Genomic DNA, 25422 nt, shown 5'->3' on the forward strand with positions numbered 1-25422 from the left:
ACCTTGGCGATGTCCCTTGATCTCACCGATGAACAACAGGAATTGATTGCTACCGTCCGCGACTTCGCACAGAACGTCGTCGCTGCTGTGTCCTCACAGCATGACCGCGAGCATAGCTTCCCTTACGAGGTCATTGCTCAGATGGGAGAACTCGGCCTCTTCGGTCTCCCCTTCCCCGAGGATTATGAGGGCATGGGCGGGGATTTCTTCGCCCTGTGCTTGGCATTGGAAGAATTGGCCAAAGTCGATCAATCCGTTGCCATTACGCTGGAGGCGGGAGTTTCCCTGGGCGCGATGCCGATCTACCGTTTCGGGACGGAGGAGCAAAAGCAACGCTGGCTTCCCGACCTGGTTGCCGGCCGAAAGCTGGCCGGTTTCGGTCTTACTGAGCCGGGCGCCGGATCCGACGCCGGTGGCACCCGCACCACTGCTCGTGCAGACGGCGACCACTGGGTGATTAATGGAAATAAGGAATTCATCACCAACTCCGGAACCGACATCACCTCGGTGGTCACCGTGACTGCGGTGACTGGGGACCATGAAATCTCCACGATCATCGTGCCGACCGACACCCCGGGCTTCACCGCCGAACCGGCCTATGACAAGGTGGGCTGGAATGCTTCCGACACCCACCCGTTGACGCTGAATGACGTGAGAGTGCCACAAGAAAACCTGTTGGGTCAACGGGGCCGTGGCTTTGCTAATTTCCTCCACACCCTGGATGAGGGCCGGGTGGCCATTGCCGCGTTATCGGCCGGTGTTGCCCAAGGATGCGTGGATGAAGCGGTCCGGTACGCCAATACGCGCATCACCTTCGGCTCTCCCATTTCCCGCAATCAGGCCATTAGCTTCAAGATCGCCCGGATGCAGGCTCGCGCCCACACCGCACGGCTGGCCTACTATGATGCAGCACAGAAATTGGTCGCGGGCCGACCGTTCAAAACCGAAGCCTCGATCGCCAAGTTGGTGGCCTCCGAGGCGGCCATGGATAACGCTCGAGATGCCACTCAGGTCTTCGGCGGCTACGGATTCATGAACGAGTCTCTGGTCGCTCGCCACTACCGCGATTCGAAGATCCTGGAGATCGGCGAAGGCACCACCGAGGTCCAGTTGATGCTGATCGCTCGATCCTTGGGCATGTAATCCCCTTGAGCATCGACAAACCGAATGCTATGTGAAAAAGGAGCCTGCTTGTGAGTACCGCAGATCAGACACCGCCGGTGGTGGTGCAACGGGGCCTCTACGCCGATGAGATGGAGGTCGGCACAATCTATCAGCATGCCCCGGGTCGAACCATCACCGAGGCCGACAACGTACTGTTCACGACTCTGTCCATGAACACCCAATCGCTGCACTTGGACGCGCACTGGTCGTCCCAACAGTCCTTCGGCCAACCCCTGGTGAATTCTATGCTGACCTTGGCAACCATCGTCGGCGCCTCAGTAGCCCAACTGACTCAAGGGACCATTGTGGCTAATCTAGGCTTCGACACTGTCGCATTCCCGCACCCGATGTATCACGGTGACACGCTGTATACCCGCACCGAAATCCTGGACAAGCGGGATTCTGCTTCCCGCCCGCATCAGAGCATCGTGAAGTTCCAGCACGTAGGTGTTAATCAGGATGGCACCGTGGTTGCCGAGTGTGTGCGCTCCACGCTGCTGTGGAAGAACGAAGCTGAACATCGGCGAGAGCAGTCAGGACAGCGTCCATGAACCAACCACGCGATATCTTCACGCTGGGGCCGGCGATCTTGTTCTGCCCTGCCGACCGTCCGCAGCGATACATCAAAGCGGCCGAACGGGCTGATGCGGTCATCCTCGACCTGGAGGATGCGGTTGCCCCTGATGCCAAAGACCGGGCCCGTCACGCTCTGCAAGAACATCTGGCCACGACCGTGGCGCAGGATGCGACGCTGGCAGCCCGCACGATAGTGCGGATCAATCCTGTCGGTACCGAGATGGCTCGGGCCGACCTGGCGACGTTGGCCGGTAGTTCGGTGACCACGGTGATGGTCCCGAAGGTCGAATCGGTCCATCAGCTCGATGCCGTAGCGTCTCGTCTGGACGACCATGTGGGGATGGTGGCCCTGGTGGAAACCGCCCGTGGTGTGGCCTACGCGGCAGCGATCGCCGAGCATCCGCGGGTGGTGGCCATGATGTGGGGTGCTGAGGATCTCATCGCGTCCATGGGCGGTTCCTCCTCACGTCATGCCGACGGAACCTACCGGGATGTCCCCCGTTTTGCCCGGTCCCAGGTGATGGTGGCCGCCGCAAGTGCCGGGGTGGCCTGTGTGGATTCGATCTGGGCCGATATCCAGGATCTGCAGGGTCTGCGAGTGGAAGTCGAAGACGCTGTAGCGACCGGCTTTAGCGCCAAAGCATGTATCCACCCCTCACATGTGGCGACGATCCGGGAGGGTTTCACCCCCAGCGCAGCAGATCAAGAATATGCTCGTGCTTTGCTGGCAGCTGTCGAGGACCACCCCCAGGGAGTGTTCTCCTTCCGGGGCACCATGGTCGACGGTCCGCTCATCGCTCACGCGCGCAGGATTATCGCCCGGACCGGCTGATCGGGGTTTCCGATCATCGCATCGGAGATTTCTATTGGACCGCCTGTGACGCGCTCCATAGGGTAAGGATTAGAGGCACAGCCCATAGATCAATAACAACAAGGAGGTTATTGTGGCGAAAATTCTCATGGTCCTCTACCCCGATCCTGCTGATGGATACCCTCCCCAGTACGCCCGCGAGAGCATCCCCGAGCTCAGCGAATACCCAGATGGCCAGTCCCTACCAACCCCTGACAATATCGATTTCACCCCGGGTGAGTTGCTGGGGTGCGTCTCCGGTGGGCTGGGTATCGTCGACTGGTTGAAGTCTGAAGGCCACGATGTGGTGGTGACCTCTGATAAAGAGGGGGAAGACTCCGAATTTGACCGTGAGCTACCCGATGCCGATGTTGTGATCTCCCAGCCGTTCTGGCCGGCCTACCTGACCAAGGAGCGCCTGGAGAAAGCCAAGAATCTCAAACTGGCTCTGACCGCCGGCATTGGCTCTGACCACGTTGACTTGGATGAGGCCGCCAAGCGCGGAATCACCGTGGCAGAGGAGACCTACTCCAACTCAATTTCGGTCGCCGAACACACCGTGTTGATGGTGCTGGCCCTGGTGCGTGATTATCTGCACCAGCACGACATCTCCCGCAACGGTCGTTGGGACATTGCTGAAGCTGTGTCTCGGTCCTACGATCTGGAGGGAATGGATGTTGGTGTGCTGGCGGCCGGGCGCATCGGTCGGGCTGTCATCGAGCGCCTGGCACCCTTCGATGTCAAACTGCACTACTTCGATCAGCATCGTCTGCCCGAAGACTACGAGAAGAAGTACAATCTGACCTTCCACGAGTCTGCCGAAGCGCTGGTACCGCACGTTGATGTGCTGTGCATTCACACTCCGCTGACACCGTCAACGGAGGGCATGTTCGATGAAAAACTGCTGAACACGATGCGACATGGCGCCTATATCGTGAACCCCGCCCGCGGTGCCATCATGGATCGCGATGCCGTCGTCCGCGCTCTGGAATCGGGGCAATTGGCCGGCTACGCCGGAGACGTGTGGTACCCGCAGCCGGCACCGGAAGATCACCCATGGCGCACCATGCCACATAATGGCATGACTCCGCATACCTCGGGTTCGTCACTGTCGGCTCAGGCTCGTTATGCTGCCGGTACTCGTGAGATCTTGGAAGACTTCCTTGCCAACCGTCAGATCCGCGACGAATACCTCATTGTTGACGGCGGAGACTACGCCGGAACCGGTGCCTCCTCCTACCGCCAGTCGAAGTAACCGGGCCCTGACAAGCCCCATCGATTAAACTCGGTCATATCCTGGGCCGGTAGCCATACTGGCTACCGGCCCGCGGTCGTTAAACGTCCGAGGAGTGACCGGCAATGCACCTGAACCAGCTGGCCTATTTTGTGGCCTTGGCACGAGAACAACATTTTGCACGTGCTGCAGAAGCCTGTTTCATTTCGCAGTCAACGCTGTCTGCCTCGATCAAGAAGCTGGAGTCCGAGCTGGGTGTGGAACTCATTCACCGTAGTCACGCCATGGAGGGGATCACTGAGCAGGGGCACGTGGTGCTGAAGTGGGCCGAGCGCATCCTGGCCGATCATCGCTCGATGGTCGCTGAGCTCGAGTACTCCCAGCAACACCTCACAATTCCGCTTCGCCTCAGTACCGTTCCTACCGGGCTGGCCATCGCTTCACAGCTGGTGACCACCCTGAGAAAAACACATCCGACGGTCACCGTCAGTGTCGATTCCGGGTCCAATGATCATATCCTCCACGGATTGCGCCACCGCGAGCTCGATGCAGGGATCATCCTCGATCTGGGCGCAGAAGATGACCTCTATACCCATCGTGTGGCAGAGGACCGATATCAGCTCCTGGCCAGCCGGGAGTTGCTGGACCAATACCCGCACGTGGTAGACCTGGCACAGTCTCCCTCACCTTCCATCTGCTTATCCGATCTTGCCCACATTCCGCTTGCCGTGTTGTCTCCTGCCATGCAGGCACGAAACATGCTCGATCGAGCCATGGCGCGTGTAGGGGTCGAGCTGCACCCGGCGTTGGAAACGACCACTCTCCCAACACTCCTTGCTGTGGCGACCTCCACCCAGTTCGCTTCACTCGTGCCTCGCTCGACCTTGCAGGAGCCCAGCGTCACAGGACCCGACGCGGTGATTTTGGACCTTGATCCGCCAGTGGAGCTACCTCTGGCGCTTGCCTATCCAGCGACCTCTCCGGCACCCTCGGTCGCGGCTCTGCTAGCCAATATTAACCGCGATGAGTTAGACTGAGCTCCATGACGCGGGGTGCTTCACGTCACCACACGGAAGCTGAGAAGATACCCGTTGAACCTGATCCAGCTCGTACTGGCGAAGGGACGTCTCACCGGTTGCACCGGGTCACTGTGCATGCCCTGTGCTCTTTCCGGATGGTTCTTTCTTGTCTGCCCGAGCTGTCTGCGGGTTTCTTTTGGCACGGTGCCCCCGCGTTAACGCCCACCGTATTGGCCGTTGTGGTCCATCCCCTTGCTGGAAAGGAATAGTCACTGTGGCAGATGAACTGACCCCTCAGGCGATTCACGACGACGTGCGCGCCATCCTGACCCAGGTGAAAACCGGCCATCCGCTGGTGCATTGTTTGACCAATAACGTGGTCAAACAGGTTACCGCCAATGCCTTGTTGGCGGCCGGGGCAGCACCGGCGATGGTGGAAGACGCTGTAGAGGCCGGCGAGTTCGCCCACGTCGCTTCCGGGGTTCTGGTCAATGTCGGCACACTGACCCCCGATATCCGCCAGGCCATGACCTCAGCGGTCAGCGCCGCGCAGTCAGCCAACACCCCGTGGGTGCTCGACCCTGTTGCGGTCGGCGGGTTGAGCGTCCGCACCCAGTTTGCCCGTTCCATTCTGGACTCCCGCCCCGCTGCGATCCGTGGCAACCCCTCAGAAATCGCGGCTCTAGCGGGAACCGGTTCCGGCGGGCGTGGCGTTGACTCCACCGACTCCGTGGAGGCGGTTACCACCATTGCAGCAGAACTGAGCCACCGTAGTGGAGCAGTCGTGGCCGCCTCGGGGCCCACCGACCTGGTCGTCTCCACAGTAGCGCGTACTCACGTCACCGGCGGGCACCCGATGTTGCAACAGGTCATCGGCACCGGATGCGCTTTGGGCGCCCTGACTGCCGCAACTCTGGGCGTCGCGCAGTTGCCTGCCCAACACCACGCTGCGGTGGTGGCGTCCCACGCCTTGGTCTCGGCGGCTGGGACCGTTGCGGGACAGACCGCGAGCGCACCGGGACATTTTGCCGTGGCCTGGTTGGATGCCCTCCACACCCTGAGCGCCGACGACGTGCTCGAGCTGATCACCCTCGACTCCGAACAGGCCTAAAGTATGTCACGGCATTCCACACATCTCGCTGACACCACCGACTGGCGGCTCTACTACATCACCGATACCGAATACTCCGGTGGTCTCACTGCGGTTCCCGACGTCGTGGTCGAGGCGGTGAAAGGCGGGGCCGGTGTCGTCCAGGTCAGAGATAAGACGCTTTCCGACGAGGAGTTCGCCGAACTGACCGTGGCCTGCCAGCACGCCGTGCGCAACCAGCTAGGGCAACAACGGTTCGAGCAGGTCAGGTTCTTCGTCAACGACCGGCTGGACGTGGCCCGCCAGCTCGGTTGTCACCTACACCTGGGACAAACCGATACCCCAATCTCTGAAGCTCGTGCCGTGCTCGGGGAGGAGGTGATGATTGGGTTATCTACGTCAACCCCCCGGCAGGTACGAGAGGCCGTAGATCACCAGCTGGCTGATGTGTTGGGCGTCGGCCCGTTTGCTGTGACCCCCACGAAACCCGATGCTACCACGCCCTTAGGTCTCACCGGGATCAGCCAGTGCGTTCAGGCAACAGCCGGCTCCAAGGTGAAATGTGTTGCCATTGGTGGCATCAACACCACCAATGCGGCTGATATCTATCGCAGAACCGGCGTGGACGGGATCTGTGTGGTCTCTGCTATCGCTGCAGCTAGCGATCCCGCCCAGGTGGCTGCGCAGTTATTCTCGGCGTTGCACCGTGAATAACTGTCCCAGCACAACGCTTCACCCTCCACTACTCGCCCTCGAATCATCAAGACACAGCAAAACACGGAAGGAACGAAAGGAAGGCAAGGACCGATGACATCTCGACCAGCCACCGCCTTAACCATCGCCGGAACAGATCCCTCGGGAGGAGCCGGCATTCAGGCCGATCTGAAAACCTTCACCGCCCTCGGGGTGTACGGAACCTCCGCTATTACCTCGCTGATCGCACAGAACACCCAGGGCGTTCAACAGGTGATCCCCATTGGTATCGATGATCTGCGGGCTCAAATCAGATCGGTGCTGGATGATCTGCCCATTGACGCCACGAAAATTGGGATGCTCGGCTCGGCCGAGATGGTCAAGGCGGTCGCAAAGATCATTGCCGATCGGCGTGAAGAATTCGGTGTTCTCGTCGTCGACCCGGTACTGGTAGCCACCAGCGGAGATAGCTTGTCCGATGACGATGCCGCTCTGGCAATGGTCGAGCACCTGCTTCCGTTAGCGGATGTGGTGACCCCCAACCTTCCCGAAGCTGCGCGGCTCTCCGATGCCGATGCTGAGGCCGAAAGTCTCGAACAGATGACTAAACAGGCCCACGTTCTCGCTCAGCATGGAACTGGAGCGGTGATGGTCAAAGGTGGTCACCTCTACCACGACACCCAGGAGATGACCGATGTGGTCGTCATCAACGGTGAAGCTTATTCGCTACCGATCCCCCGTGTTAGCACCCGCAATACGCACGGCACCGGCTGCACGTTGTCGTCAGCAATCGCAGCCCGAGCGGCCCTGAACGTATCCGCTCAGACCCCGCCAAGCTCCGAGGATCTGTTGGCGTGGATCAAGAAGGGCCAAACTGATCTGGCCCGCGCCCTGGCCGCTGGAGCACAGTGGGAACTCTCCTATGCTCCGCAGACCGGGCACGGGCCCGTCAATCACCTCGCCCTACGGGCCTAACCACTTAGAGTGCTTGTTGCCAGAACTCGGCTTCCAAGCGTGAGGCGGTGGCAAAGATGTGTGACAACTCGGCGAATCGCTGGTCAGACAACGGCCCCTCGCCAGCCAGCGCGTCGAGGTTGTCAACCTCTTGTTCCGAGGCTTTGACAAACTGTGGATCAATGTAGGTTTCGATCCACTCTTTATACCGGTGGTCGGGATTTTTTTCCAGGGCCGGTGCAATCTCGGCACCGATTTCGGCGTAGCCGATCAGACACGGTGCCAGGGAGACGTACAGGTCCAGCAGGGTACCGGTCAGCGCAGTGTCGAGTACGTAGCGGGTGTAGGCCACCGTGCCAAGGTCCTCAGGGGTCGCGTTCAGTTCCTCGGGGCTGATCCCCCACTCGGCGGTCATCGAGGTGTGTAATCCGGTTTCCCAGACAATGTTCTTCAGCCCATCCATCGAATGTTGGATGCCCTCGAGCGTGTGTTGCTTATACACGGCCAGTCCATAGACGCGGGCAAAGTGAATCAGGAAGTGGTAGTCCTGAATCAGGTAGCGCTGGAAGGCTTCGAGTTCTAGGGATTCAGCGGCCAACTTTTGGATAAATTCGTGACGAGTATAGGACTGCCACACCTCCAGGTTGGCCTGCTTCAGATCGTTGAACAACGTCATGCGTGGATTCCTTTCAGCGGGTACTTATAGGTGTCGTTGAAGAAGCCGAGCTCAAGCTCCACCGCCCGGCGGAAAAAGTCGTGGGCGGTCTCGGCATCTTGCGCCCCGGAACGGTCGGCCTCCTGTTCGAGGAAGGTCGCGAAACTCAAGAAGTCCGGGTTGTCGTGCAAGGTGATCCATTCGTGATGAACAAAACTCTCCGGATGGTTCTCGGGAGCTCGGGCCGCCCAGTCTCGGTACAAGCACTCGGTGACCATCAGCACCGCGACCACGGCACTGTAGTTTTGCGAGGATGCCGCTTCCCGCATCAGATCGACGAAACCGCCGGCACTCGGGGTGTCTGGAGTCGATGCGCGGAGTTCATCGGTAACGCCCAGTGCGTCAAAGGCTCGCTGGAAGTAGGTGTCTTCACTATTGACCATTTCTCCGGCGAAGCTGGCGTATCGTAACCGTGCATCGAGCCGGTCCGCGGTGGTGATGGCGGCGCCCAGTAACTGTAAGAACGCTTCAAAGAAGCGGTAGTCCTGGTCGAGATATCCGGCCATCACGGCGTCATCGATTGTTCCCTCGAAAAGCTCGGTCACGAACCGGTGATTAATCGCTTCCTCCCAGGTGTCGCGATTGGCTTCAAGGAGTTCTTGACTAAAACGTTGGCTCATTTCGTCCTGTTGTCCTTTCCGTTCTTGCACAGAAAAACTCAGGACACGATCGTGCACACAGAATAAGGCCTGACGTTGACTCGCTTCACAGGTACCAAGATTCGGTACCAGCACAGCAATGACATCCCTCCGCGAAGATTAATTCGATCAGGTTCTCGGGTGTATTCTCAGCCCATTCTCAGGCACCCCGTGTCGTTCAACACTGTATCGAATGGCCTCATTTTGCGTCTAGGGTGTTGCTCGTTCATCGAGTACACAGCCGGGCACTCTCAGGGCTCTTTAAACAAGGTCAGTCCAGCCCCCTCTGTGTGGCTGGACTGGCCCTGTTGCCGTCTGAGCGTCGATTCTCACTTCAGATAACGCTCTCCGACCTAACCCAAAAAGACCAGGCCGAAGTAGGGCCTACACCTACAAACCCGAGGGCTTGAACAACCACTTTGCCATCATAAAAACATCAAAACAAAGAGAATCAATTGGTCCGATCTTGTTTGGGTGGCATGTCAGTTGACGAGCAACATCCGTCTCGACAGCAACGAAGGCCTGCGACGTTTTAACAGACACTCGCATTCCTTGTTCTAACATGACATATAAAATTGCCGTTTGAATTCTCTCATCAACCTGTGTTCGGCTGAACCATTGTAGATTAGCGCAAGCTCAGGCGCTAATATAGCAAGTCAAACTACGCACGTAGGATCGTTAGTCGCACTCGCGCCTCTATTCTTTAGCCCCTTCTACCGGCGCTCTCTTCACGTAGTAACTAAGCTAACCAAGCTGAAGCTATCGAAACCGTGGGGCCAGATTATAAGGGTCGCTTCTGCAATTTACTCTACCAAAATCCGCCTTGAGGTAGACCAGGCAACTACAGCATATGCCGCTTTCTTCAGCAATAAGGCGGTGTTTCTACCCCAGGGAGGCAACCAATCGGCTCAGCGACGCTACCGTACATTGACAAAAGATGCCTTTCCTAAATCCCGGAACACGCACTTCTCCACGACAACAATTCCTTGCACTCAACTAGTAATACTAAACCAAATAGAATCACAGACACTTCGAAAACAGAGCGGTTAACTACTCTCTATCATAATAGTTTTCTAATTATCCTTTCAGCGAGACAGTATTTGAATACTATAAGAAATAGTTATCATATCTATAATACCAAATATAAGTACTTTAGCATTGGTAAATACGTTGGGCAGATATATAGTGTTAGCAAACGCACTAACAAATAGGCCAAGTTCTCCCGAAAGGGGGATTTGGAACTCATCGGTCAGATCGGGGGGCAACAGTGTTTATTTTCGCGCAATTGCCTGGAACCAGCTCCAGGGAAGAGAAGCGAATTGTGAACAAAGAAGTTCCCGACAGAGACGTTAGCATTTTTGTAATTTCACCAGAATACCTAGCCCCAGCTTTTTGCACGCTTACCGGTAGACTGAAGCAAAACCGACACGGATGAAGCTAGAGCCACCCATACAATACGGACTTGGAATATCGGCATGGCAAACTCAAAGTTGTTGTACTGCGTTGCGACGGTAGAAGCCCGACAAAATCTTTAGGATACGGTTTTCAAAACGCTAGTTCCCCCTCCTTTTCACAAGGGGATCCGCAACGCATCGCCTACTGGAAATCCACAACCTACGGCATGATAAACAATATTTTCACCATCGGTGAACCAATCCGGTCGCCACTTTCGAACGGGCTACGACCTAAGACTTCCCCACCTTACTCAACGAAAGCAACGACCTGGCCGACTTGCGGTTAGGCCTAAGAAATGACAGTTTTGTTCCAACCTTATCTGGCTCTTCACAATCGAGGGTGTAGACGGGGGTCTCGGGGAAGTGGCGCGTCGATAGCTGGATAGAGGTCGAGGCCTTCCGATGATGGAAGTTCCTACACAAGCCATCTGAAAGACCTCGACGTGCCTAACGCTACCTTCGACGACTGTGACCTGACCAAGTTTTGCCGGCTGGACGAGCTCGGCCTTCAAGCTACCGGGCAACGGGTGGAGCCCGGGCGGGCGGTACTGGCCTGTCGGGTGGTGGAGCCAGATGAGTGGTGTCACCGCTGTGGTTCTCAGGGCACCGCGCGGGGCACGGTGATCCGCCGGCTGGCGCACGAGCCGCTGGGCTGGAGGCCCACGACTCTGCACGTCACGGTTCGGCGCTACCGGTGCGCCGACTGCGCCCACGTCTGGCGCCAGGACACCACCGCCGCGGCAGAGCCGAAGGCCAAGCTCTCCCGCCGTGCCCTGCGCTGGGCCCTGGAAGCTCTGGTCGTGCAGCACCTGACCATCGCCCGGGTCGCCGAGGCGTTGGGGGTGCGGTGGAACACCGCCAACGACGCCGTGCTGGCCGAGGGCAAGCGTCTGCTCATCGACGACCCGGCCCGGTTTGACGGGGTCACCGCGATCGGCGTGGATGAACACGTCTGGCGCCATACCCGGCGTGGCGACAAGTACGTCACCGTGATCATCGACCTCACACCACTGCGCGTCGGCACCGGTCCGGCGAGGTTGCTGGACATGGTCGAGGGCCGCTCCAAACAGGCCTTCAAGACCTGGCTGGCCGAGCGTCCGGCTTCCTGGCGGGATGGCGTGGAGGTGGTGGCGATGGACGGGTTCACCGGCTTCAAGACCGCAGCCACTGAGGAGATCCCCGAAGCCACCACGGTCATGGACCCCTTCCATGTGGTCCGCCTGGCCGGAGACGCGCTCGAGCGATGCCGCCGGCGAGTCCAGCAACAGGTGAACGGCCACCGGGGCCGCAAACAGGATCCGCTCTACAAGGCCCGCCGGACCCTGCTGACCGGGGCCGACCTGCTCACCGAGAAGCAGTATTCCAGGATCCAGGACCTCTTCGAGGCTGACGAGCATGTGGAGGTCGAGGCCACGTGGGCGTTCTACCAGCACATGGTCGCCGCCTACCGCCAGACAGACAGGGCCGAGGGCAGGGCGATGATGGAGCAGCTGATCGCCAAGCTGGGCCGGGCAGTGCCGACCAAGCTCATCGAGCTGGCCGGTCTGGGTAGGACGCTGAAGAAAAGGGCGGCAGACATCCTGGCCTACTTCGACCGCCCCGGAACCTCCAACGGACCCACCGAGGCCATCAACGGACGACTCGAACACCTGCGCGGATCCGCCCTGGGCTTCCGGAACCCAACCAACTACATCGCCAGGTCCTTGCTCGAGAGCGGAGGATTCAAGCCCCGTCTACACCCTCGATTGTGAAGAGCCCCTTATCTCCGCGATTAGAGAAGGACTTCAGCCCAAGCAACATCCATAGACGAGGTAGAACAGGGCATCTGCTCATTTCGAGGACAAGAGACTACTTGACAACAAACATGGGGCGGGCGCTCCCCCGTACAAGGGCGACTCTGGAGCTAACTTTCTAAAAAATCCGACTTTCTTCTGCTTTTGCCGAAGCCACCCCGATAGCAGACTGCACCAGATGATCATTAAGCTTGATGATCCAGTCCCTTGCCTCTCGTGGCTGACGGTTGTAAGCGGCCTGTAAGGCAGGAATGATAAATGTCTTGCCGATACTAATTTCTTTCTCCGTATCAGAGATATTCGCCCTCCAAAACCTTCGAGACAAGACATGCAAGGCAGTCAGCGAGTCACTGAGGTAACGATTATTGGTAGCTTCACGGACAAGAGTATGAGCTCTTCTCAGCACGTCTGAATACTTCTTGATCGTATCCACAACTTGAAAATCCTCGACAAGCATCCTCAAGTCCTTGCGTTGAGTCTCTGTGGCTCGGGTCGCTACGAGGCCAATAGCTAAGGCCTCCAGGGGGCGCCTTACTTCCAACCTTGCAAGCTGGTCGTCCACGGATATGGGGGGAACTTCTATACCCCGGCCACCGCGCGCTCGAAGTAAACGCTCCCGGTCTAGTCGTTGGATCGCTTCACGCAGGGGCGTGCGACCTACTCCGGCGAGTTGTCCTAAATCCGCTTCCGTCACGATACTACCGGGAACGACGGTCCCATCTTCAATCATGTCAGCCAGCTTCAAGTACGCTTCGTCTGCTTTGCCCACTGCCCACCTCTTCTACGACAAATGCGTCATATCACACTACACCGTTCTTGTGATTCATAGCACATAGTGTATATTCTTGATATCCACACGATACACAAAGGACCGATTACGTCAGGAGGCGTCAGCACTTTGAAGTACTCACCGTTGCAAGAACCAAATCCGTTGCCTTACTCTCCCTTCAAAAGCTCAACGGTGCCTCGCCCTATTGGTTGGCTTTCAAGCGTTAGTTCTGATGGCCGAGAAAATTTAGCTCCGTATAGTCAGTGGCAAAACCTCACATTTGATCCACCCAGAGTGATGTTTTCAGCGAACCAATACCCGGATGGTCGACGCAAAGACACGGTTCTAAATGCCGAGCAAACCGGCTGGTTCGTGTGGAACATGGCAACCTATGATTTGCGCGAGGCAGTCAATGTGAGCGCAATGGCTTTGGAACCGCACGAAAACGAATTTGATTATCTTACCGACCATGGCGTGAGCAAGATGTATGCCGATAATTATCCCGTACCAATGATCGCGGAATCGCCAGTCAAATTCGAGTGCCGTTATCACTCCACTCATCGAGTCCCAGGAAATTCACCGGTTGGAACGATTGATGTCGTCTTTGCAACCGTAGAGAAGATCCACATCGTTGATGAATTCATCACCGACGAGGGCCGTCTGGATATCGAGAGAATCGCCCCGATTGCTCGACTTGGTTACTTTGATTACACAGTGGTCCGCGAAACTTTCGAGATGCGTGTGCCCGGCTCTGACAGTGAGGCCCAAGCCGGACTAGAAGGGCGTGCATAATGTCTGCGCAATTAGTTAATGCGGATGGCGAAGATCGTACGACGCAACAGTCCCACACACGTCGTGTACGGGACCTAGTCGCGGTCAACTTTGGAAACGCTCTGGAGTGGTACGACTGGAATATCTATACGGTATTCGCCCCGGTGTTCTCGGTGCAGATTTTTCGTACAGAGAACCCTACCTCAGCACTCTTGGCAACCCTAGCGGTTTTCGCAGTGGGGTTTATCGCAAGGCCGATCGGCGGAATACTCTTTGGAGCCTACGCCGATAAAGTTGGTCGCAAGAAGAGTCTTTTCGTCGCGATGCTGATTACAGCATGCGGAAGCCTCGCCATCGCGGTGACCCCAACTTTTGAAGCCGTTGGCATCGTTGCGTCGATCGTGCTCCTTGTAGCCCGGCTTGCTCAAGGTTTGGCACACGGCGGAGAAATGGGAACCGCAGCGACCTACTTGATCGAACGAGCGCCGTCTCATCGCAGAGCTCTTTTCGGTTCAACGTCTTGGGTCAGTGTCGTGGTCGGAACTATGATCGCGACGTTAGTTGGCCTTGCTATAAACGGTTTGCTAAGTGAAACACAAGTTCACGACTGGGGGTGGCGCATTGCTTTCGGGCTCGGCGGGATTTTGGGTCTCTATGCGCTATATCTGCGTCGCATGATTACTGAAACAGAATCATACAAACAGGTCGCCCAATCCAACAATGAATCGCTTCCTACAAGATCGGAAGCGGGAAAGTTAGCAACAGCGGCTACCGGAAACGATGTGGAAAGTCCAGATAGCATTTTCAACTATTGGAAAGGCCTGCTGGTAATTTTCGGCGTCTCTGCAGGTGGATCTTTGATGTTTTATACCTGGCTGATCTACTTCCCCAATCACGCGCAGATGGCGTATAACATGTCACCGACTCAGACTCTAAGCGCATCTTTGATGGCACAGTTAATTTTCCTCTTCGCGATCCTTTTGGCAGGGCTACTTGGAGACAGAATTGGAAGAAAGCCGATGGTGATAACCTTTGGCGCTCTGTTCATCGTTTTGCCTTTCCCTGTCGAAATGATGCTTGACGGAAGCTTTGCCACGTTTATGATTACTCAGGTCATTGTCCTTTTGGCTATCGCCACGCTCTTTGGTGTTAATGCAGCTGTTTGGGCAGAGGCTTTACCAACCCACGTCCGCGCCAAGGGAGTAGCGAGCATCCTCTCGTTAGCAACGGCTATCTTCGGTGGAACCGCTCCATATCTAATTACCTGGTTCTCCGATAACGGTCAATACAATCTCTATCTTGTATACCTTATGGTCATAGCGACGCTCACTCTCCTGACTGGAATACTTATGCGGGAGGGTAAGAAACAGTCGCTCAGTGGGTGATTCCTCAACATCCCAATTAGAGAATTCCTTCAACCGATTCTTAAACGAGGTCAGTCCAGCCCCCTCTGTGTGGCTGGACTAACCCTGTTGCCGTCTGAGAGTTTTTGGGGCGCGAAGGCCCGGAAGGCTCTATCCGAACATTACTGCTTTTCGATCACGGCACGGTGAATCATCCGGGCCGCAGTTCTCGCGGTGCGCCCACCAATATCGTGCTTTGGGCTCAACTCGGCGACATCGAAATGTAGTAGTTTCCCACTGCGGGCCACCAGACCGATCACGTACTCAATCACATGGGGCGAGACACCAACAGCTGCCGGAGCGCTGACGCCCGGAGCAACATCGGCCGAAAGCACATCCAAGTCCAGGGTCAGGTAGACCGCATCCAGATCTGCCAGGAACGACTCCACAAACTCTGTCACAGCGCTCTTGTGATCGATGGTGGCCTCCCGGTCAAGGAGGACGGCCACATTCTCAGATTTCGCGCGGTCGAACAGAATTTTGGTGTTGGCTTGCTCAGCAATGCCCAGGGCGGCGTAGTGCAGGTCACGGCCGGCAAGATGCTCATGCTCAGCGATTTGAAAGAATCCGGTTCCGGAGGTCGCAAAGCCGGCGTCCCGGTTGTCAAAGTGAGCATCCAGATTCACGATGCCTAATTTTGCCGAGCCTGACAGCGAACGGTCTGAGGCGTCACCAGCACGCAGGAAGTGGGAAACACCCAGAAAACTGGCCCAGGTAATTTCATGGCCCCCGCCTAATCCGACGGTGAAGTGGCCTTGGTCCAGCAGGGTGCTCAGATTGTCACCGAATTCTTTCTGACCTTCTTCGAGCTCAGCCCCGGTGTCAATGTCTCCGGCATCGTAGATGCTGATCGGTTCCGGCAACGCGAATCCGCCTAATGCCTGGCGCAAGGACTGAGGTCCTTCCACTGCTCCAGGACGACCCATATTGCGTTTCACGCCTTCATCGGAGCGGAACCCTAGCAGTGCGGTTCCTGATTCGGCTGTAGCCGAAAAGGGACGGACGGCTTGGTGCCACCGCAGGTGCTCTGGCCCGTCCCCGTCGACACGGCCACTCCAGTTCTCTTTGTTCATGGTGTCAATAAGAGCCATACAATCTACCCCTGTTCTCAAATCACGAAGCTCACGGACGGTTTACACTGCACGAACGCCGCGACGCCAGACCGAATGCGTCATGGGCATTCCAGGGCGGTAGGCCAAGTGGATGGCAGCGGGGGCGTTCAGCAGGTGAAGATCGGCTCGTTTTCCGACTTCCAGGGAGCCGACTTCATCGTCAGCCCCCACGGCGATGGCGCCACCCAGTGTGGCAGCCCGGATAGCTTCGTGCAAGCTCAACCCCATCTGGAGCACAGCGGTACCCACGCAGAAGTTCATCGACGAGGTATAGCTGGTGCCCGGGTTGCAGTTGGAGGCCAACGCAATCACGGCACCCGCATCAAGCAGGCGACGGCCCGGAGCCAGCTGTTCGCGGGTGGACAGGTCGCAGGCCGGCAAGCAGGTTGCCACAGTGCCACGTTGTCCGGTGCCATTGTCCCGATCACCATCGCTCCAGGATCCTGCCAGGGCCTCGACGTCCGAATCGCTCAAGTAGTTCACGTGGTCCACACTGGTGGCTCCCATCTCCACGGCGAGTCTCACACCGGGGCCTTCTCCCAACTGGTTGCCGTGTACCCGTAAACCCAGACCAGCATCTTTGGCGTGTTGCAATACGCTCCGGGATTGGTCTTCGTTGAAGGCGCCCCGTTCACAGAATACGTCGGCCCAATCCACGTATGGCGTCACACCTTCCAGCATCGGGCCGTTGACATCGGCCAGGTACTCATCGGCGTCCACGCCCGCCGGGACCAGGTGGGCACCGAGGAAGGTGACGGTATCGAGCTCCCCGTCTTCTTTCAGCTGGTGTGCTAACTTGGCGTGCCGAATTTCTTCGGCAACCTGCAACCCGTACCCGGTCTTGGTCTCCAGATAGGTGGTGCCACCGTCAACGGCCTGACGAATCCGATCACGCACCAGCCCGCTCAGTCGCTCATCGCTGGCAGCCCGAGTCGCTTCGGTGGTGACGTTAATGCCACCAGCCGAGTAGGATTCTCCTGCCATTCGAGCCTCAAATTCGGCGCTACGGTCGCCATCGAAAATAATATGAGTGTGGGAATCAACCCAGCCGGGAAGAGCGGCTTTGCCTTCGGCGTCAACACTGACGTCAGCGGCGGGCACATCCTTGGAGGGGCCTACCCAGGCGATCTTTCCGTCTTCGAAAACAATCCCGGCATCCTTGATGACGCGTGACTCTGCATCCTGAGTATGTAATTCGGAGATATTGAAGATTGCGGTCGACTCGTTATTCTTCGAGCTCATCGAAACACTCATTCCTCTCAACGATAAAAATAATACGGGGCCTTTGCAGATCTGCCGGATGTTTTTGACTGTCGGTGAGGGTGTAGTGCCCATGGCCACGGCCGATGGCTCGCCCGCGTTGTAACCGATCAAACCGGAGCGCGTCCGTGTCGTCCTGAAGGACCGACACAGACGCGCCCAGGCAGCTCACATGGCCATCACTCAACGGCGATTAGTCGCGGATCTTCGGCTCCATCGGAACCTTGACACCACGTTCCTGAGCAACCTCGGCTGCGCGACTGTAACCGGCGTCCACGTGACGGATGACACCCATTGCCGGGTCGTTGGTCAGCAGTGCTTCCAGCTTGGCCCGACCCAGCTCGGTACCGTCAGCCAAACCGACCTGGCCGGCGTGGATAGAGCGGCCCATGCCCACACCACCCCCGTGGTGCAGCGAGACCCAGGTGGCACCCGAGCTGGTAGCGGTCAGCGCGTTCAACAGAGGCCAGTCGGCAATGGCGTCGGAGCCATCGAGCATGGACTCGGTTTCGCGGTACGGAGAGGCCACCGAACCGGAGTCCAGGTGGTCACGGCCAATAGCGATCGGAGCCTTGACCTTGCCGGAGGCCACCAGCTCGTTGAACAGCAGGCCGGCCTTGTGCCGCTCACCGTAGCCTAACCAGCAAATACGTGCCGGTAGCCCCTCAAATTCGACGTATTCTTCAGCAGCATCCAACCAGGTGTGCAGGTGCTCGTTGTCCGGGAACAGCTCCTTCAAGGCCTGGTCGGTGACCTTAATGTCTTCCGGATCGCCGGAGAGAGCAACCCAGCGGAACGGGCCAAGACCCTCGCAGAACAGCGGACGGATATAGGCCGGGACGAAGCCGGGGAATTCGAAGGCACGCTCGTAGCTGGCCTTGCGGGCCTCGTCACGAATGGAGTTGCCGTAGTCGAAGACCTCAGCGCCTTCGTCTTGGAACTCCACCATGGCCTGCACGTGCGTGGCCATGGACTCGCGGGACTTCTTGGTGAAGCCCTCCGGATCAGCCTGTGCTTCCCGATCCCAATCATCAATCGTGTACTCGACAGGCAGGTAGGACAGCGGGTCGTGTGCCGAGGTCTGATCGGTCACAATGTCGATACTGATTTCACCAGCACGGTGACGACGCAATAGCTCGGGGAACACTTCAGCGGCGTTGCCCACGTATCCCACAGACAGGGCTTTCTTCTGCTCCTTGGCTTCCAGGACCTTTTTCAGCGCGGTTTCCAGATCGGTTTCGACCTCGTCGAGGTAGCGCTTGCCCTGACGGCGACGTAGCCGTTCCTCGGAAACGTCCACGATCAGCACGGCACCGCCATTAAGGGTCACGGCTAGTGGCTGTGCTCCACCCATACCACCGCAACCGGCGGTCAGGGTCAGGGTTCCGGCCAAGCTGCCCTCGAAACGGTTCTTCGCGATCGCACCGAAGGTTTCGTAGGTACCCTGCAGAATCCCCTGGGTCGCGATGTAGATCCACGATCCAGCGGTCATCTGTCCGTACATCATCAGCTCAGCGTCATCGAGCTTGCGGAATTCTTCCCAGTTGGCCCAGTCGCCGACCAGGTTCGAGTTGGCAATCAGCACGCGCGGTGCCCACTCGTTGGTCTTGAGCACCCCAACGGGCTTACCGGACTGCACCAGCAGCGTCTCGTTGTTTTCGAGTTCTTTGAGGCTTTCGATGATGGCATCGTAGGCTTCCCAGCTACGAGCTGCCCGGCCGGTTCCGCCGTAGACGACCAGGTCTTCAGGACGTTCAGCCACCTCGGGGTCGAGGTTGTTCATCAGCATGCGCATCGGAGCTTCAGTCTGCCAGGACTTCGCGGAGATCTCGGTGCCTCGAGGCGCATGAATTTCGCGGGACGGGTCATGACGGGTAAAAGACATCGTATTTTTCCTTTCTCGGGTAGCACACTGGTAGTCACCCGGAGGACTACATCAGCCGTTTTTCTAATATGTTCGCGTAACGGCGCAGAGCCGTCACAAGCTTGTCGTGTTGTTCTGGTGTGGTCTTGGCCGGGATATAGGTCAGCGTCATCGCAGCAACAGGCCAGGCATTGCGGTCACAGATCGCCACTGATACTGAGGAAAAACCTTCGGTGACTTCTGAATGCTCGCTGGCGTAGCCTCTCTGACGGATCTCGCCTAACTCCTCCTGCAATTTCTGTAGCGTCGTGATTCTCAGCAGGTCAATATTGCGGACGGGAAACTCCAGCGATTCGTCATCGAGCTTATGTTCTCCCTCCGACTGGCCGTGCTCCCCCGTGGCAAACGCGCTCTTGAGTGAATACATGGCGGCCACTTGATCTTCGGGTAGCTGTGCCAGCATGGCCCGTCCCGAGGCGGTCGCGTGAGCTAACAGGCGCACGCCGACGTGGTTGACCAGCACCGGCCGGCCCTCGGCACGTTCATTCAACAAGTAGACAACGTTACGCCCGTAGAGCGTCGACAGATGTCCGTTGGCCCGTGTCTCGTCAACCAGCTTGGCCAGCAGTGGCGAGGCCAGACGTGAAACCGGCTCGTAACGCACATAGGAGTGAGACAATTCGACCGCGGAAGGCCCCAGACCGTATTTCTTCTCTTCTGGGTAGTGGATGACAAACCCCTGCGCTATGGCCGTGTTCAACAGGTGATAGACGGTCGAACGCGGAATGTGCAATTGATCCGAGACCAGTTGTGCACTCACGGGACCACGTTGTCTAGACAGCATCAGCAAGATCTCCAGAACGTGCTGAGCTGCCGGCACGCGAGATGACGAGTACTGCTCCGGCTTCCGTTGCGAAAGGACACTGCCTGTTTTCACTATTGCAACATCACCACCACGTGGCACAAGGGGCCAGCGATCAGAATGGTCAGCACGACGCGTTCAAACCACACCACGAGCATTTGCCAGAGGCTGATTGGAATCGAAGTCGACATCACGGTCGGAATCAGTGCGGAGAGGAACACGATCACCGAAACTGAGACGACGGCAATCAGCAGTCGTAACGCAAGATCTTCATCGCCACTCAGGAAGGTCGCAGGCAAAAAGATTTCAGCGACACTGAGGAACGATGCTTTGGCGGCCAGAAGCGGTTCGCTCATGCCCACGATCCACGTAAACGGCAAGAGCAGGTATCCTAGCCAGTCGAAGATCGGTGTGAAGTGCACCAGGATCAAAGCCACCGTTCCCACACCCATGATGGATGGGACGATGTTCGTGGCCATACGAAGCCCGGTCAGGAAGTTGGTGCCGAGGTTCACAAAGATATTGGGTGCAGCATCAGCGATCGCCAGCGCTTCAGACCAGGCCACTTTGGTCTTATTCTTCTTGACAATGCTTTCGGTTTCCAATTCCACGTTGGGATACGCTGTATTCGGAATGGTGCCCAGCGGAGGAATGCGGACGACAATGGCGGTCACCAGGAAGGTTACGATCAGCGACAAGAAGAAGTACCACAGCCACATGTCCATCAGGTCCAGGGTGCGTGCAATCACGACCATGAAAGTCACCGACACGGTGGAAAAGCCCACCGCGATAATGGCTGCTTCCCGGCCGGTGTAGCGTCCTTTCTTGTACATCCGATCGGTGATCAGCATCGAGACCGAGTAGCTGGCCACGAACGATGCGACCGCATCCACGGCGGAGCGACCAGGCGTGCGCCACACTGGGCGCATGATCGGCTGGGCATAAACACCGATGAATTCCATCAGCCCGTAATTGGTCAGTAGCACCAAGAAGATCGCGCCAATCGGCACCAGGATTCCGACCTGTGATGCCACCGGGTTAAAAATCGACGGTGCAATGTCCTCACCGATGATCCAGTTCGGTCCGAAGTCAAAGACCACCATGGCTGAAAAAAGAGCGCCCAAGACGGCAAACACGGCGAAGACCGCATCCACGACGTTCGTCATCCACTTGCCCTGAATCACGGTGAGCACCGCTCCGGCCACAGCGAGTGCCAGAATGATGTATGGCACCGCCTGACCGAGCCAGTCGGTGAACCACGAGACGATGTGTTCAATAAGGATCGAACTCTCTCCGTTGATAGTCAAGGGAACGAAGAAAATGAAAATACCCAACGCGCTGTAAAAAATGACGCGGAAAGCGTTACCCGCCGTGTGGGTATGTTGTGTTTCTGACGTTTCACTGTGCACAGTCATGTCAGCTCCTGTCTGGGCCGGATCGATGGTCCAACCGCTTTCTCGTCTCCGATCTTCCGAGACGTGGTGATCAGTAGTTTTCCAAAATTCTTGTTATATCCCCCCGCGCCGAGGAGGACGTCGCGGAGCAGCTAACAGTTGGATTCCATCGTCTTCAGGTGCCACGACTTGACGTTTCCAGGCGGATTCACCGGCGACAATACCGCCTCCGGTTGGACTACCCTCGTGAGTACGCCACACCCAGTTGAGGTCCTAGCCGGGTCATCTTCAGTATATTCTCCGAAAATCGTGCCCAGCGGCTTACGCATTTCTCGGCAATGGTCCTGCCGCGTCTTGTAGCAAGCGACGTGATAGCTACTCACGCGGTCTGCTAGCCACAGCAGTTTTCTCTGTTGCCCAACAAACCAACCACTGGAGACAGAAATCACGGTCTCAATCTCCACAGTGTGGGAAACGCGTACCAAAACCGTCGTGGCATGTGTGTTTCACATCGAGGTAATCTCCTTCATGCTTTCGCGCGAGTCGAGAGGGCCTCAGCCCACCTCACCTTCTGGTCGTCCCTCCATCACCGTTCGACGAGGTGCATACGACAGTGGTGAATCGGGTACACACACCAGTACAGCACCTCTTGGAGATCAGTAATAAGCTCAGCCCCAGATAACCGTCTGAGATACCAGACACTCGAGTGATCCAGCTAACTCACGCCGACACGAAGCTATCGCCGCCTCTTCCTGCGCGTACACCCCCTATCGTTCATTTGTCCGAAGAGAGTATGCGCTTTCGATCAATTTGTTCTATAATGTTCTATATGCGATGGGAAGCGCAGACCCTCCAGGTCGACCACGAGCAGCTGGATATTGCCGACGGAGATACCCCGTCAGGTGGTGTCCAACACCCGATGGTCGACCTGGAGTTATCCTCCCCAACCCCCGAGTTTGCTCATACCGAATTCCACGAGGTCATCACCAAGTCAGCGCTCAACAAGGTGCCCGAAGCATCCAACATGCCGTTCCGTTGGTCGATCAATCCGTATCGTGGTTGCACTCACGCTTGCGTTTACTGCTACGCTCGGGGCACACACGAGTATCTCGATTTCAACTACGGCGAAGACTTCGACCGACAGATCGTGGTCAAGGTCAATATTGTCGACGCGCTACGTCAAGAACTCAAAAGGGGCAAGTGGGATGGACAGACCGTTGCCCTCGGCACCAATACTGACCCTTACCAGCGCGCAGAGGGCCGATATCAACTCATGCCGGGGCTACTGGCTGAACTTGGCAAAGCCGGCGCTCCGGTTTCCCTCCTCACCAAAGGCACTCTACTCTCCCGAGACATTCCACTCTTGCGATCCTTAGCCCCAGAGATCCCCCTAGATATTGGGGTCTCCCTGGCAATGATTGATCCACAGTTGACCGAGATTTTTGAGCCCGGAACGCCATCTCCGAGCGCACGATTGAAACTGATTGAGAAGCTCTCATCAGCAGGAGCCAATGTCTCAATCATGGCCATGCCGATCATCCCGTGGCTGACCGACTCAATCAACGCCATGGAGCAGCTCTTTAGCTCAGTGGCCTCCGCCGGTGCCACCAGCATCCAAACCACTCCCCTCTTCCTGCGACCAGGCTCTCGCGAGTGGTTCATGTCGTTTATCCAGTCACAGTACCCGCATCTGCTGGCCGGTTTTCAATCCATGTACAGTGGCCGGATTTATGCTCCGGCACGTTATGCCAACAAATTACGAGCCAAGACACGACAACTGGCCCACCAGCACGGGCTCGGTATCGGCGCAGTGCACGAATCGGAAAAGGACCCGGACGTGCACTTTCGCACGCATTTACCAATCCGCCCGGTCAACTCGAGGCCCACAACCACACAGACTCCCGGCACGAATCAACAGGCGCTGTTTTAGAAACGTCGGGGCCGTAGCCAGCGCTCTATCACGATCGAAACAGCACTCATCGGCTGAGCTGCTCGAGGAGCGCGTCGACGATAGGACGGTCCGCGGGAATCCATTCGAACGCGTGCAACGCAGTAGAGTCGAGTTGTTCCCAGACCAATTGATCATGTTCGACCAGCGCCGTGGCCTTACCGGAAATAATCACTGCGGTATAGACCTGCATCCGCATCCCGTTGCCCAACAGCCACCCCTGCGGCTCTGGAGATTCGATGCGATCCAATATTTCAGCCTCAACATCGAGTTCTTCCTGAAGCTCACGGCGTAGTGCCTGTTCGAGATCCTCACCGGCCTCAACCTTGCCACCAGGGAACTCCCAATAGCCGGCCAAGGACTTTGGTGCTTTGCGACGTGCCAGCATCATCTGTCCAGGTTCATGCTTGTCATCGAGGATGGCAGCTCCCACAACAACACGCCGACTGTTGCTGTCGGTGAGCGATGATGAGGCCGAGGACTGATGGGGATGATGGCCCACGGGTAACACTCCGTTACGACTCGATAGGTGATGGTCCGATAGCAACTTTACTTCACGGTCATGGGTACCCTACGAGGGGATCACCCTTCTGGCAGCGACCACAGATCATCTCGTACTTTCCACCGCTACACCCCTGATCACCACGATGGATCCGGTGCGCTTGGCCGAAGATTACGCCTACCTCCAGCACTTAGCTGATGGTCGAGTTGACCTGACGATGGGACGGGGTAATACCGGTCCGGTAGACCCGTGGTTTGGCCGAGACATCCGGCAGGGCATCCCTCTAGCTTTAGAGCACTACCGGTTACTCCACCAGCTGTGGCGAGAAGAGAATGTCGACTGGTCTGGGCGTTTTCGGGCCCCGTTGCACAAGTTCACCTCCACCCCGCGTCCGCTCGACAGGGTTGCCCCATTCGTTTGGCACGGTTCGATTCGTTCCGTCGACATAGCTGAACAGGCCGCCTACTACGGTGACGGATTCTTCCACAACAACATCTTCTGGAATAAAGAACACGTCATCCGAATGGTCGAAATCTACCGGCAACGCTATGCGTACTACGGACATGGCCAGGCCCACCAGGTCTACGTGGTGCTGGGTAGCCAGGCCTTGATGCGGAAGAACTCACAGGATGCTTGGCGTGAGGTCCGTCCTTATTTTGCTAACGCGCCAGTCTATGGCCACGGCCCGTCGATGGAAGAGTTCACCTCTATGACCACTCTCACCGTCGGCTCGCCCCAGCAGGTCATTGAACGTACCCTCAGCTTCCGCGACTGGGTTGGCGACTACCAGCGTCAAATGTTCCTGATGCACCAACGCATGAGTTCTTGGTTGGTCGCCAACATGCCGGCAACGACCCCATCGTTAGTGGTGGACCCGTTTCGCAGGCTACTCCTGATCCTGCCTCTGGCTAGATGCCTCCACCACGTCAACAGCTTTACACCCTCTCATCAGAGCGGGTACCTGCAACGTCCATCTGAGCCTCATCGGCCACGGGGTACCGGTTGAAAGACTTCCACGGTCTAACTGTGTCGGAATACAACGTGTTGTTGGCCTTCGCCGAGGCGCAGGAGCAAAAGCTGACAAGGAGTGAATTAGTTCGTGAAACGGTCGTCTCACCCTCTTGGCTCACCTATTCGGTCACGGTCTTCCACCAGCGGGGGTTGGTCGCCCGGCAACAGTCCCTGCCCACCGACGAGCGGTCTAAGGGAAACCGTGCTGACCGACCAAAGGCGCAATGTGTTCCGGAAGGCCTCAATGATCCATCTCGACACTGTCTGAGAGATGCGTACCGATCTGCTTGATGAGGCTGACCAGCGGTCGCTGTTTCGGAACTTTTCTCGAGTCCAACACCGCCCA

The 25422-nt window shown here is 57.3% G+C and carries 22 protein-coding genes, 1 pseudogene and 2 riboswitches; of the genes and pseudogenes, 14 read left to right on the forward strand and 9 right to left on the reverse strand.

The genetic code is table 11. From position 1 onward, the window contains the following. Positions 1-9 precede the first annotated feature (9 nt). From DCC27_RS04980 to thiD, 8 genes are all read left to right on the forward strand, one after another. Positions 10-1143 (forward strand): acyl-CoA dehydrogenase family protein, encoded by a 1134-nt coding sequence (locus tag DCC27_RS04980; protein WP_110101694.1) that lies wholly within the window; start codon positions 10-12, stop codon positions 1141-1143. A 50-nt stretch (positions 1144-1193) separates the two neighbouring features. After that, entirely contained in the window at positions 1194-1715 is a 522-nt protein-coding gene (locus DCC27_RS04985) for a MaoC family dehydratase (protein WP_334228547.1), read from the forward strand. Further along, positions 1712-2572, forward strand: a complete 861-nt coding sequence (locus DCC27_RS04990; protein ID WP_110101693.1) for a CoA ester lyase — start codon at positions 1712-1714, stop codon at positions 2570-2572. The genes DCC27_RS04985 and DCC27_RS04990 overlap by 4 nt, the downstream gene beginning before the upstream one ends. Positions 2573-2684: 112 nt before the next feature. Next, positions 2685-3845 (forward strand): NAD-dependent formate dehydrogenase, encoded by a 1161-nt coding sequence (locus tag DCC27_RS04995; protein ID WP_110101692.1) that lies wholly within the window; start codon positions 2685-2687, stop codon positions 3843-3845. 104 nt (positions 3846-3949) lie between these two features. Continuing rightward, positions 3950-4861, forward strand: coding sequence for a LysR family transcriptional regulator (locus DCC27_RS05000; protein ID WP_110101691.1), 912 nt, complete (start codon positions 3950-3952; stop codon positions 4859-4861). A 1-nt stretch (position 4862) separates the two neighbouring features. Next, a riboswitch (TPP riboswitch) is annotated at positions 4863-4965 on the forward strand. 152 nt (positions 4966-5117) lie between these two features. After that, on the forward strand, positions 5118-5954 hold the full coding sequence (gene thiM, locus DCC27_RS05005) for a hydroxyethylthiazole kinase (protein ID WP_244924684.1): 837 nt from the start codon (positions 5118-5120) through the stop codon (positions 5952-5954). A 3-nt stretch (positions 5955-5957) separates the two neighbouring features. Further along, positions 5958-6647, forward strand: coding sequence for a thiamine phosphate synthase (thiE, locus tag DCC27_RS05010; RefSeq protein WP_110101690.1), 690 nt, complete (start codon positions 5958-5960; stop codon positions 6645-6647). Positions 6648-6740: 93 nt separating this feature from the next. Beyond that, positions 6741-7601, forward strand: coding sequence for a bifunctional hydroxymethylpyrimidine kinase/phosphomethylpyrimidine kinase (gene thiD, locus DCC27_RS05015; protein WP_110101689.1), 861 nt, complete (start codon positions 6741-6743; stop codon positions 7599-7601). A 4-nt stretch (positions 7602-7605) separates the two neighbouring features. On the opposite strand, the gene DCC27_RS05020 is transcribed toward thiD, so the two are convergent. Both DCC27_RS05020 and DCC27_RS05025 read right to left on the reverse strand, forming a co-directional pair. Next, positions 7606-8256, reverse strand: a complete 651-nt coding sequence (locus DCC27_RS05020; protein ID WP_110101688.1) for a TenA family protein — start codon at positions 8254-8256, stop codon at positions 7606-7608. After that, positions 8253-8915, reverse strand: a complete 663-nt coding sequence (locus tag DCC27_RS05025; RefSeq protein WP_110101711.1) for a TenA family protein — start codon at positions 8913-8915, stop codon at positions 8253-8255. Before DCC27_RS05025 ends, DCC27_RS05020 begins: the two co-directional genes overlap by 4 nt. A 107-nt stretch (positions 8916-9022) precedes the next feature. Next, positions 9023-9115: riboswitch (TPP riboswitch) on the reverse strand. A gap of 1715 nt (positions 9116-10830) precedes the next feature. On the opposite strand from DCC27_RS05025, the gene DCC27_RS05030 reads away from it, so the two are divergent. Further along, a complete protein-coding gene (locus tag DCC27_RS05030; protein WP_117328627.1) occupies positions 10831-12138 on the forward strand; it encodes an ISL3 family transposase in 1308 nt (435 codons plus the stop codon). A 160-nt stretch (positions 12139-12298) separates the two neighbouring features. On the opposite strand, the gene DCC27_RS05035 is transcribed toward DCC27_RS05030, so the two are convergent. Continuing rightward, a complete protein-coding gene (locus DCC27_RS05035; RefSeq protein ID WP_110101728.1) occupies positions 12299-12949 on the reverse strand; it encodes a GntR family transcriptional regulator in 651 nt (216 codons plus the stop codon). 129 nt (positions 12950-13078) lie between these two features. On the opposite strand from DCC27_RS05035, the gene DCC27_RS05040 reads away from it, so the two are divergent. After that, positions 13079-13741, forward strand: coding sequence for a flavin reductase family protein (locus tag DCC27_RS05040; RefSeq protein ID WP_110101727.1), 663 nt, complete (start codon positions 13079-13081; stop codon positions 13739-13741). Beyond that, a complete protein-coding gene (locus DCC27_RS05045) occupies positions 13741-15105 on the forward strand; it encodes an MFS transporter (RefSeq protein WP_110101726.1) in 1365 nt (454 codons plus the stop codon). Before DCC27_RS05040 ends, DCC27_RS05045 begins: the two co-directional genes overlap by 1 nt. A gap of 140 nt (positions 15106-15245) precedes the next feature. Here DCC27_RS05045 and hutG read toward each other — a convergent pair whose 3' ends face one another. The 5 genes from hutG to DCC27_RS05070 all read right to left on the reverse strand — a co-directional run bounded on the left by hutG (position 15246) and on the right by DCC27_RS05070 (position 21636). Beyond that, the gene (gene hutG / locus DCC27_RS05050; RefSeq protein ID WP_199445924.1) at positions 15246-16214 is read right to left on the reverse strand and encodes a formimidoylglutamase; all 969 of its coding nucleotides are present in this window, start codon (positions 16212-16214) and stop codon (positions 15246-15248) included. Positions 16215-16256: 42 nt separating this feature from the next. Then, positions 16257-17477 carry an imidazolonepropionase gene (gene hutI / locus DCC27_RS05055; RefSeq protein WP_110101725.1) on the reverse strand — a complete coding sequence of 407 codons (1221 nt, stop codon included), beginning with the start codon at positions 17475-17477 and terminating at the stop codon, positions 16257-16259. A gap of 211 nt (positions 17478-17688) precedes the next feature. Further along, the gene (locus DCC27_RS05060) at positions 17689-19380 is read right to left on the reverse strand and encodes a urocanate hydratase (protein ID WP_110101724.1); all 1692 of its coding nucleotides are present in this window, start codon (positions 19378-19380) and stop codon (positions 17689-17691) included. Between the two features lie 46 nt (positions 19381-19426). Beyond that, a complete protein-coding gene (locus DCC27_RS05065) occupies positions 19427-20323 on the reverse strand; it encodes an IclR family transcriptional regulator (RefSeq protein ID WP_334228565.1) in 897 nt (298 codons plus the stop codon). Beyond that, positions 20296-21636 carry a YjiH family protein gene (locus DCC27_RS05070; protein WP_110101723.1) on the reverse strand — a complete coding sequence of 447 codons (1341 nt, stop codon included), beginning with the start codon at positions 21634-21636 and terminating at the stop codon, positions 20296-20298. Before DCC27_RS05070 ends, DCC27_RS05065 begins: the two co-directional genes overlap by 28 nt. A gap of 808 nt (positions 21637-22444) precedes the next feature. Here DCC27_RS05070 and DCC27_RS05075 point away from each other — a divergent pair. After that, positions 22445-23545 carry a radical SAM protein gene (locus DCC27_RS05075; RefSeq protein ID WP_233242906.1) on the forward strand — a complete coding sequence of 367 codons (1101 nt, stop codon included), beginning with the start codon at positions 22445-22447 and terminating at the stop codon, positions 23543-23545. 46 nt (positions 23546-23591) lie between these two features. Here DCC27_RS05075 and DCC27_RS05080 read toward each other — a convergent pair whose 3' ends face one another. After that, the gene (locus DCC27_RS05080) at positions 23592-24065 is read right to left on the reverse strand and encodes a (deoxy)nucleoside triphosphate pyrophosphohydrolase (RefSeq protein WP_233242905.1); all 474 of its coding nucleotides are present in this window, start codon (positions 24063-24065) and stop codon (positions 23592-23594) included. An 88-nt stretch (positions 24066-24153) separates the two neighbouring features. On the opposite strand from DCC27_RS05080, the pseudogene DCC27_RS05085 reads away from it, so the two are divergent. After that, positions 24154-24977, forward strand: a pseudogene (locus tag DCC27_RS05085) (LLM class flavin-dependent oxidoreductase); the annotation flags it as partial. Positions 24978-25091: 114 nt separating this feature from the next. Then, entirely contained in the window at positions 25092-25367 is a 276-nt protein-coding gene (locus DCC27_RS12805; protein ID WP_158278412.1) for a helix-turn-helix domain-containing protein, read from the forward strand. Positions 25368-25422: the final 55 nt, after the last annotated feature.

The organism is Auritidibacter sp. NML130574 (assembly GCF_003185725.2).
Taxonomy (GTDB): domain Bacteria; phylum Actinomycetota; class Actinomycetes; order Actinomycetales; family Micrococcaceae; genus Auritidibacter; species Auritidibacter ignavus.

Excerpts from the sequence above, each read along its gene's own strand:
- DCC27_RS05025 (WP_110101711.1), bottom strand. The coding sequence starts at position 8,915 with ATGAGCCAACGTTTTAGTCAAGAACTCCTTGAAGCCAATCGCGACACC.
- DCC27_RS05060 (WP_110101724.1), bottom strand. The coding sequence starts at position 19,380 with ATGTCTTTTACCCGTCATGACCCGTCCCGCGAAATTCATGCGCCTCGA.
- DCC27_RS05045 (WP_110101726.1), top strand. The coding sequence starts at position 13,741 with ATGTCTGCGCAATTAGTTAATGCGGATGGCGAAGATCGTACGACGCAA.
- DCC27_RS04980 (WP_110101694.1), top strand. The coding sequence starts at position 10 with ATGTCCCTTGATCTCACCGATGAACAACAGGAATTGATTGCTACCGTC.
- DCC27_RS04990 (WP_110101693.1), top strand. The coding sequence starts at position 1,712 with ATGAACCAACCACGCGATATCTTCACGCTGGGGCCGGCGATCTTGTTC.
- DCC27_RS05070 (WP_110101723.1), bottom strand. The coding sequence starts at position 21,636 with ATGACTGTGCACAGTGAAACGTCAGAAACACAACATACCCACACGGCG.
- DCC27_RS05000 (WP_110101691.1), top strand. The coding sequence starts at position 3,950 with ATGCACCTGAACCAGCTGGCCTATTTTGTGGCCTTGGCACGAGAACAA.
- DCC27_RS05020 (WP_110101688.1), bottom strand. The coding sequence starts at position 8,256 with ATGACGTTGTTCAACGATCTGAAGCAGGCCAACCTGGAGGTGTGGCAG.
- hutI (WP_110101725.1), bottom strand. The coding sequence starts at position 17,477 with ATGAGCTCGAAGAATAACGAGTCGACCGCAATCTTCAATATCTCCGAA.
- thiD (WP_110101689.1), top strand. The coding sequence starts at position 6,741 with ATGACATCTCGACCAGCCACCGCCTTAACCATCGCCGGAACAGATCCC.
- thiE (WP_110101690.1), top strand. The coding sequence starts at position 5,958 with ATGTCACGGCATTCCACACATCTCGCTGACACCACCGACTGGCGGCTC.
- hutG (WP_199445924.1), bottom strand. The coding sequence starts at position 16,214 with ATGGCTCTTATTGACACCATGAACAAAGAGAACTGGAGTGGCCGTGTC.
- DCC27_RS05075 (WP_233242906.1), top strand. The coding sequence starts at position 22,445 with ATGCGATGGGAAGCGCAGACCCTCCAGGTCGACCACGAGCAGCTGGAT.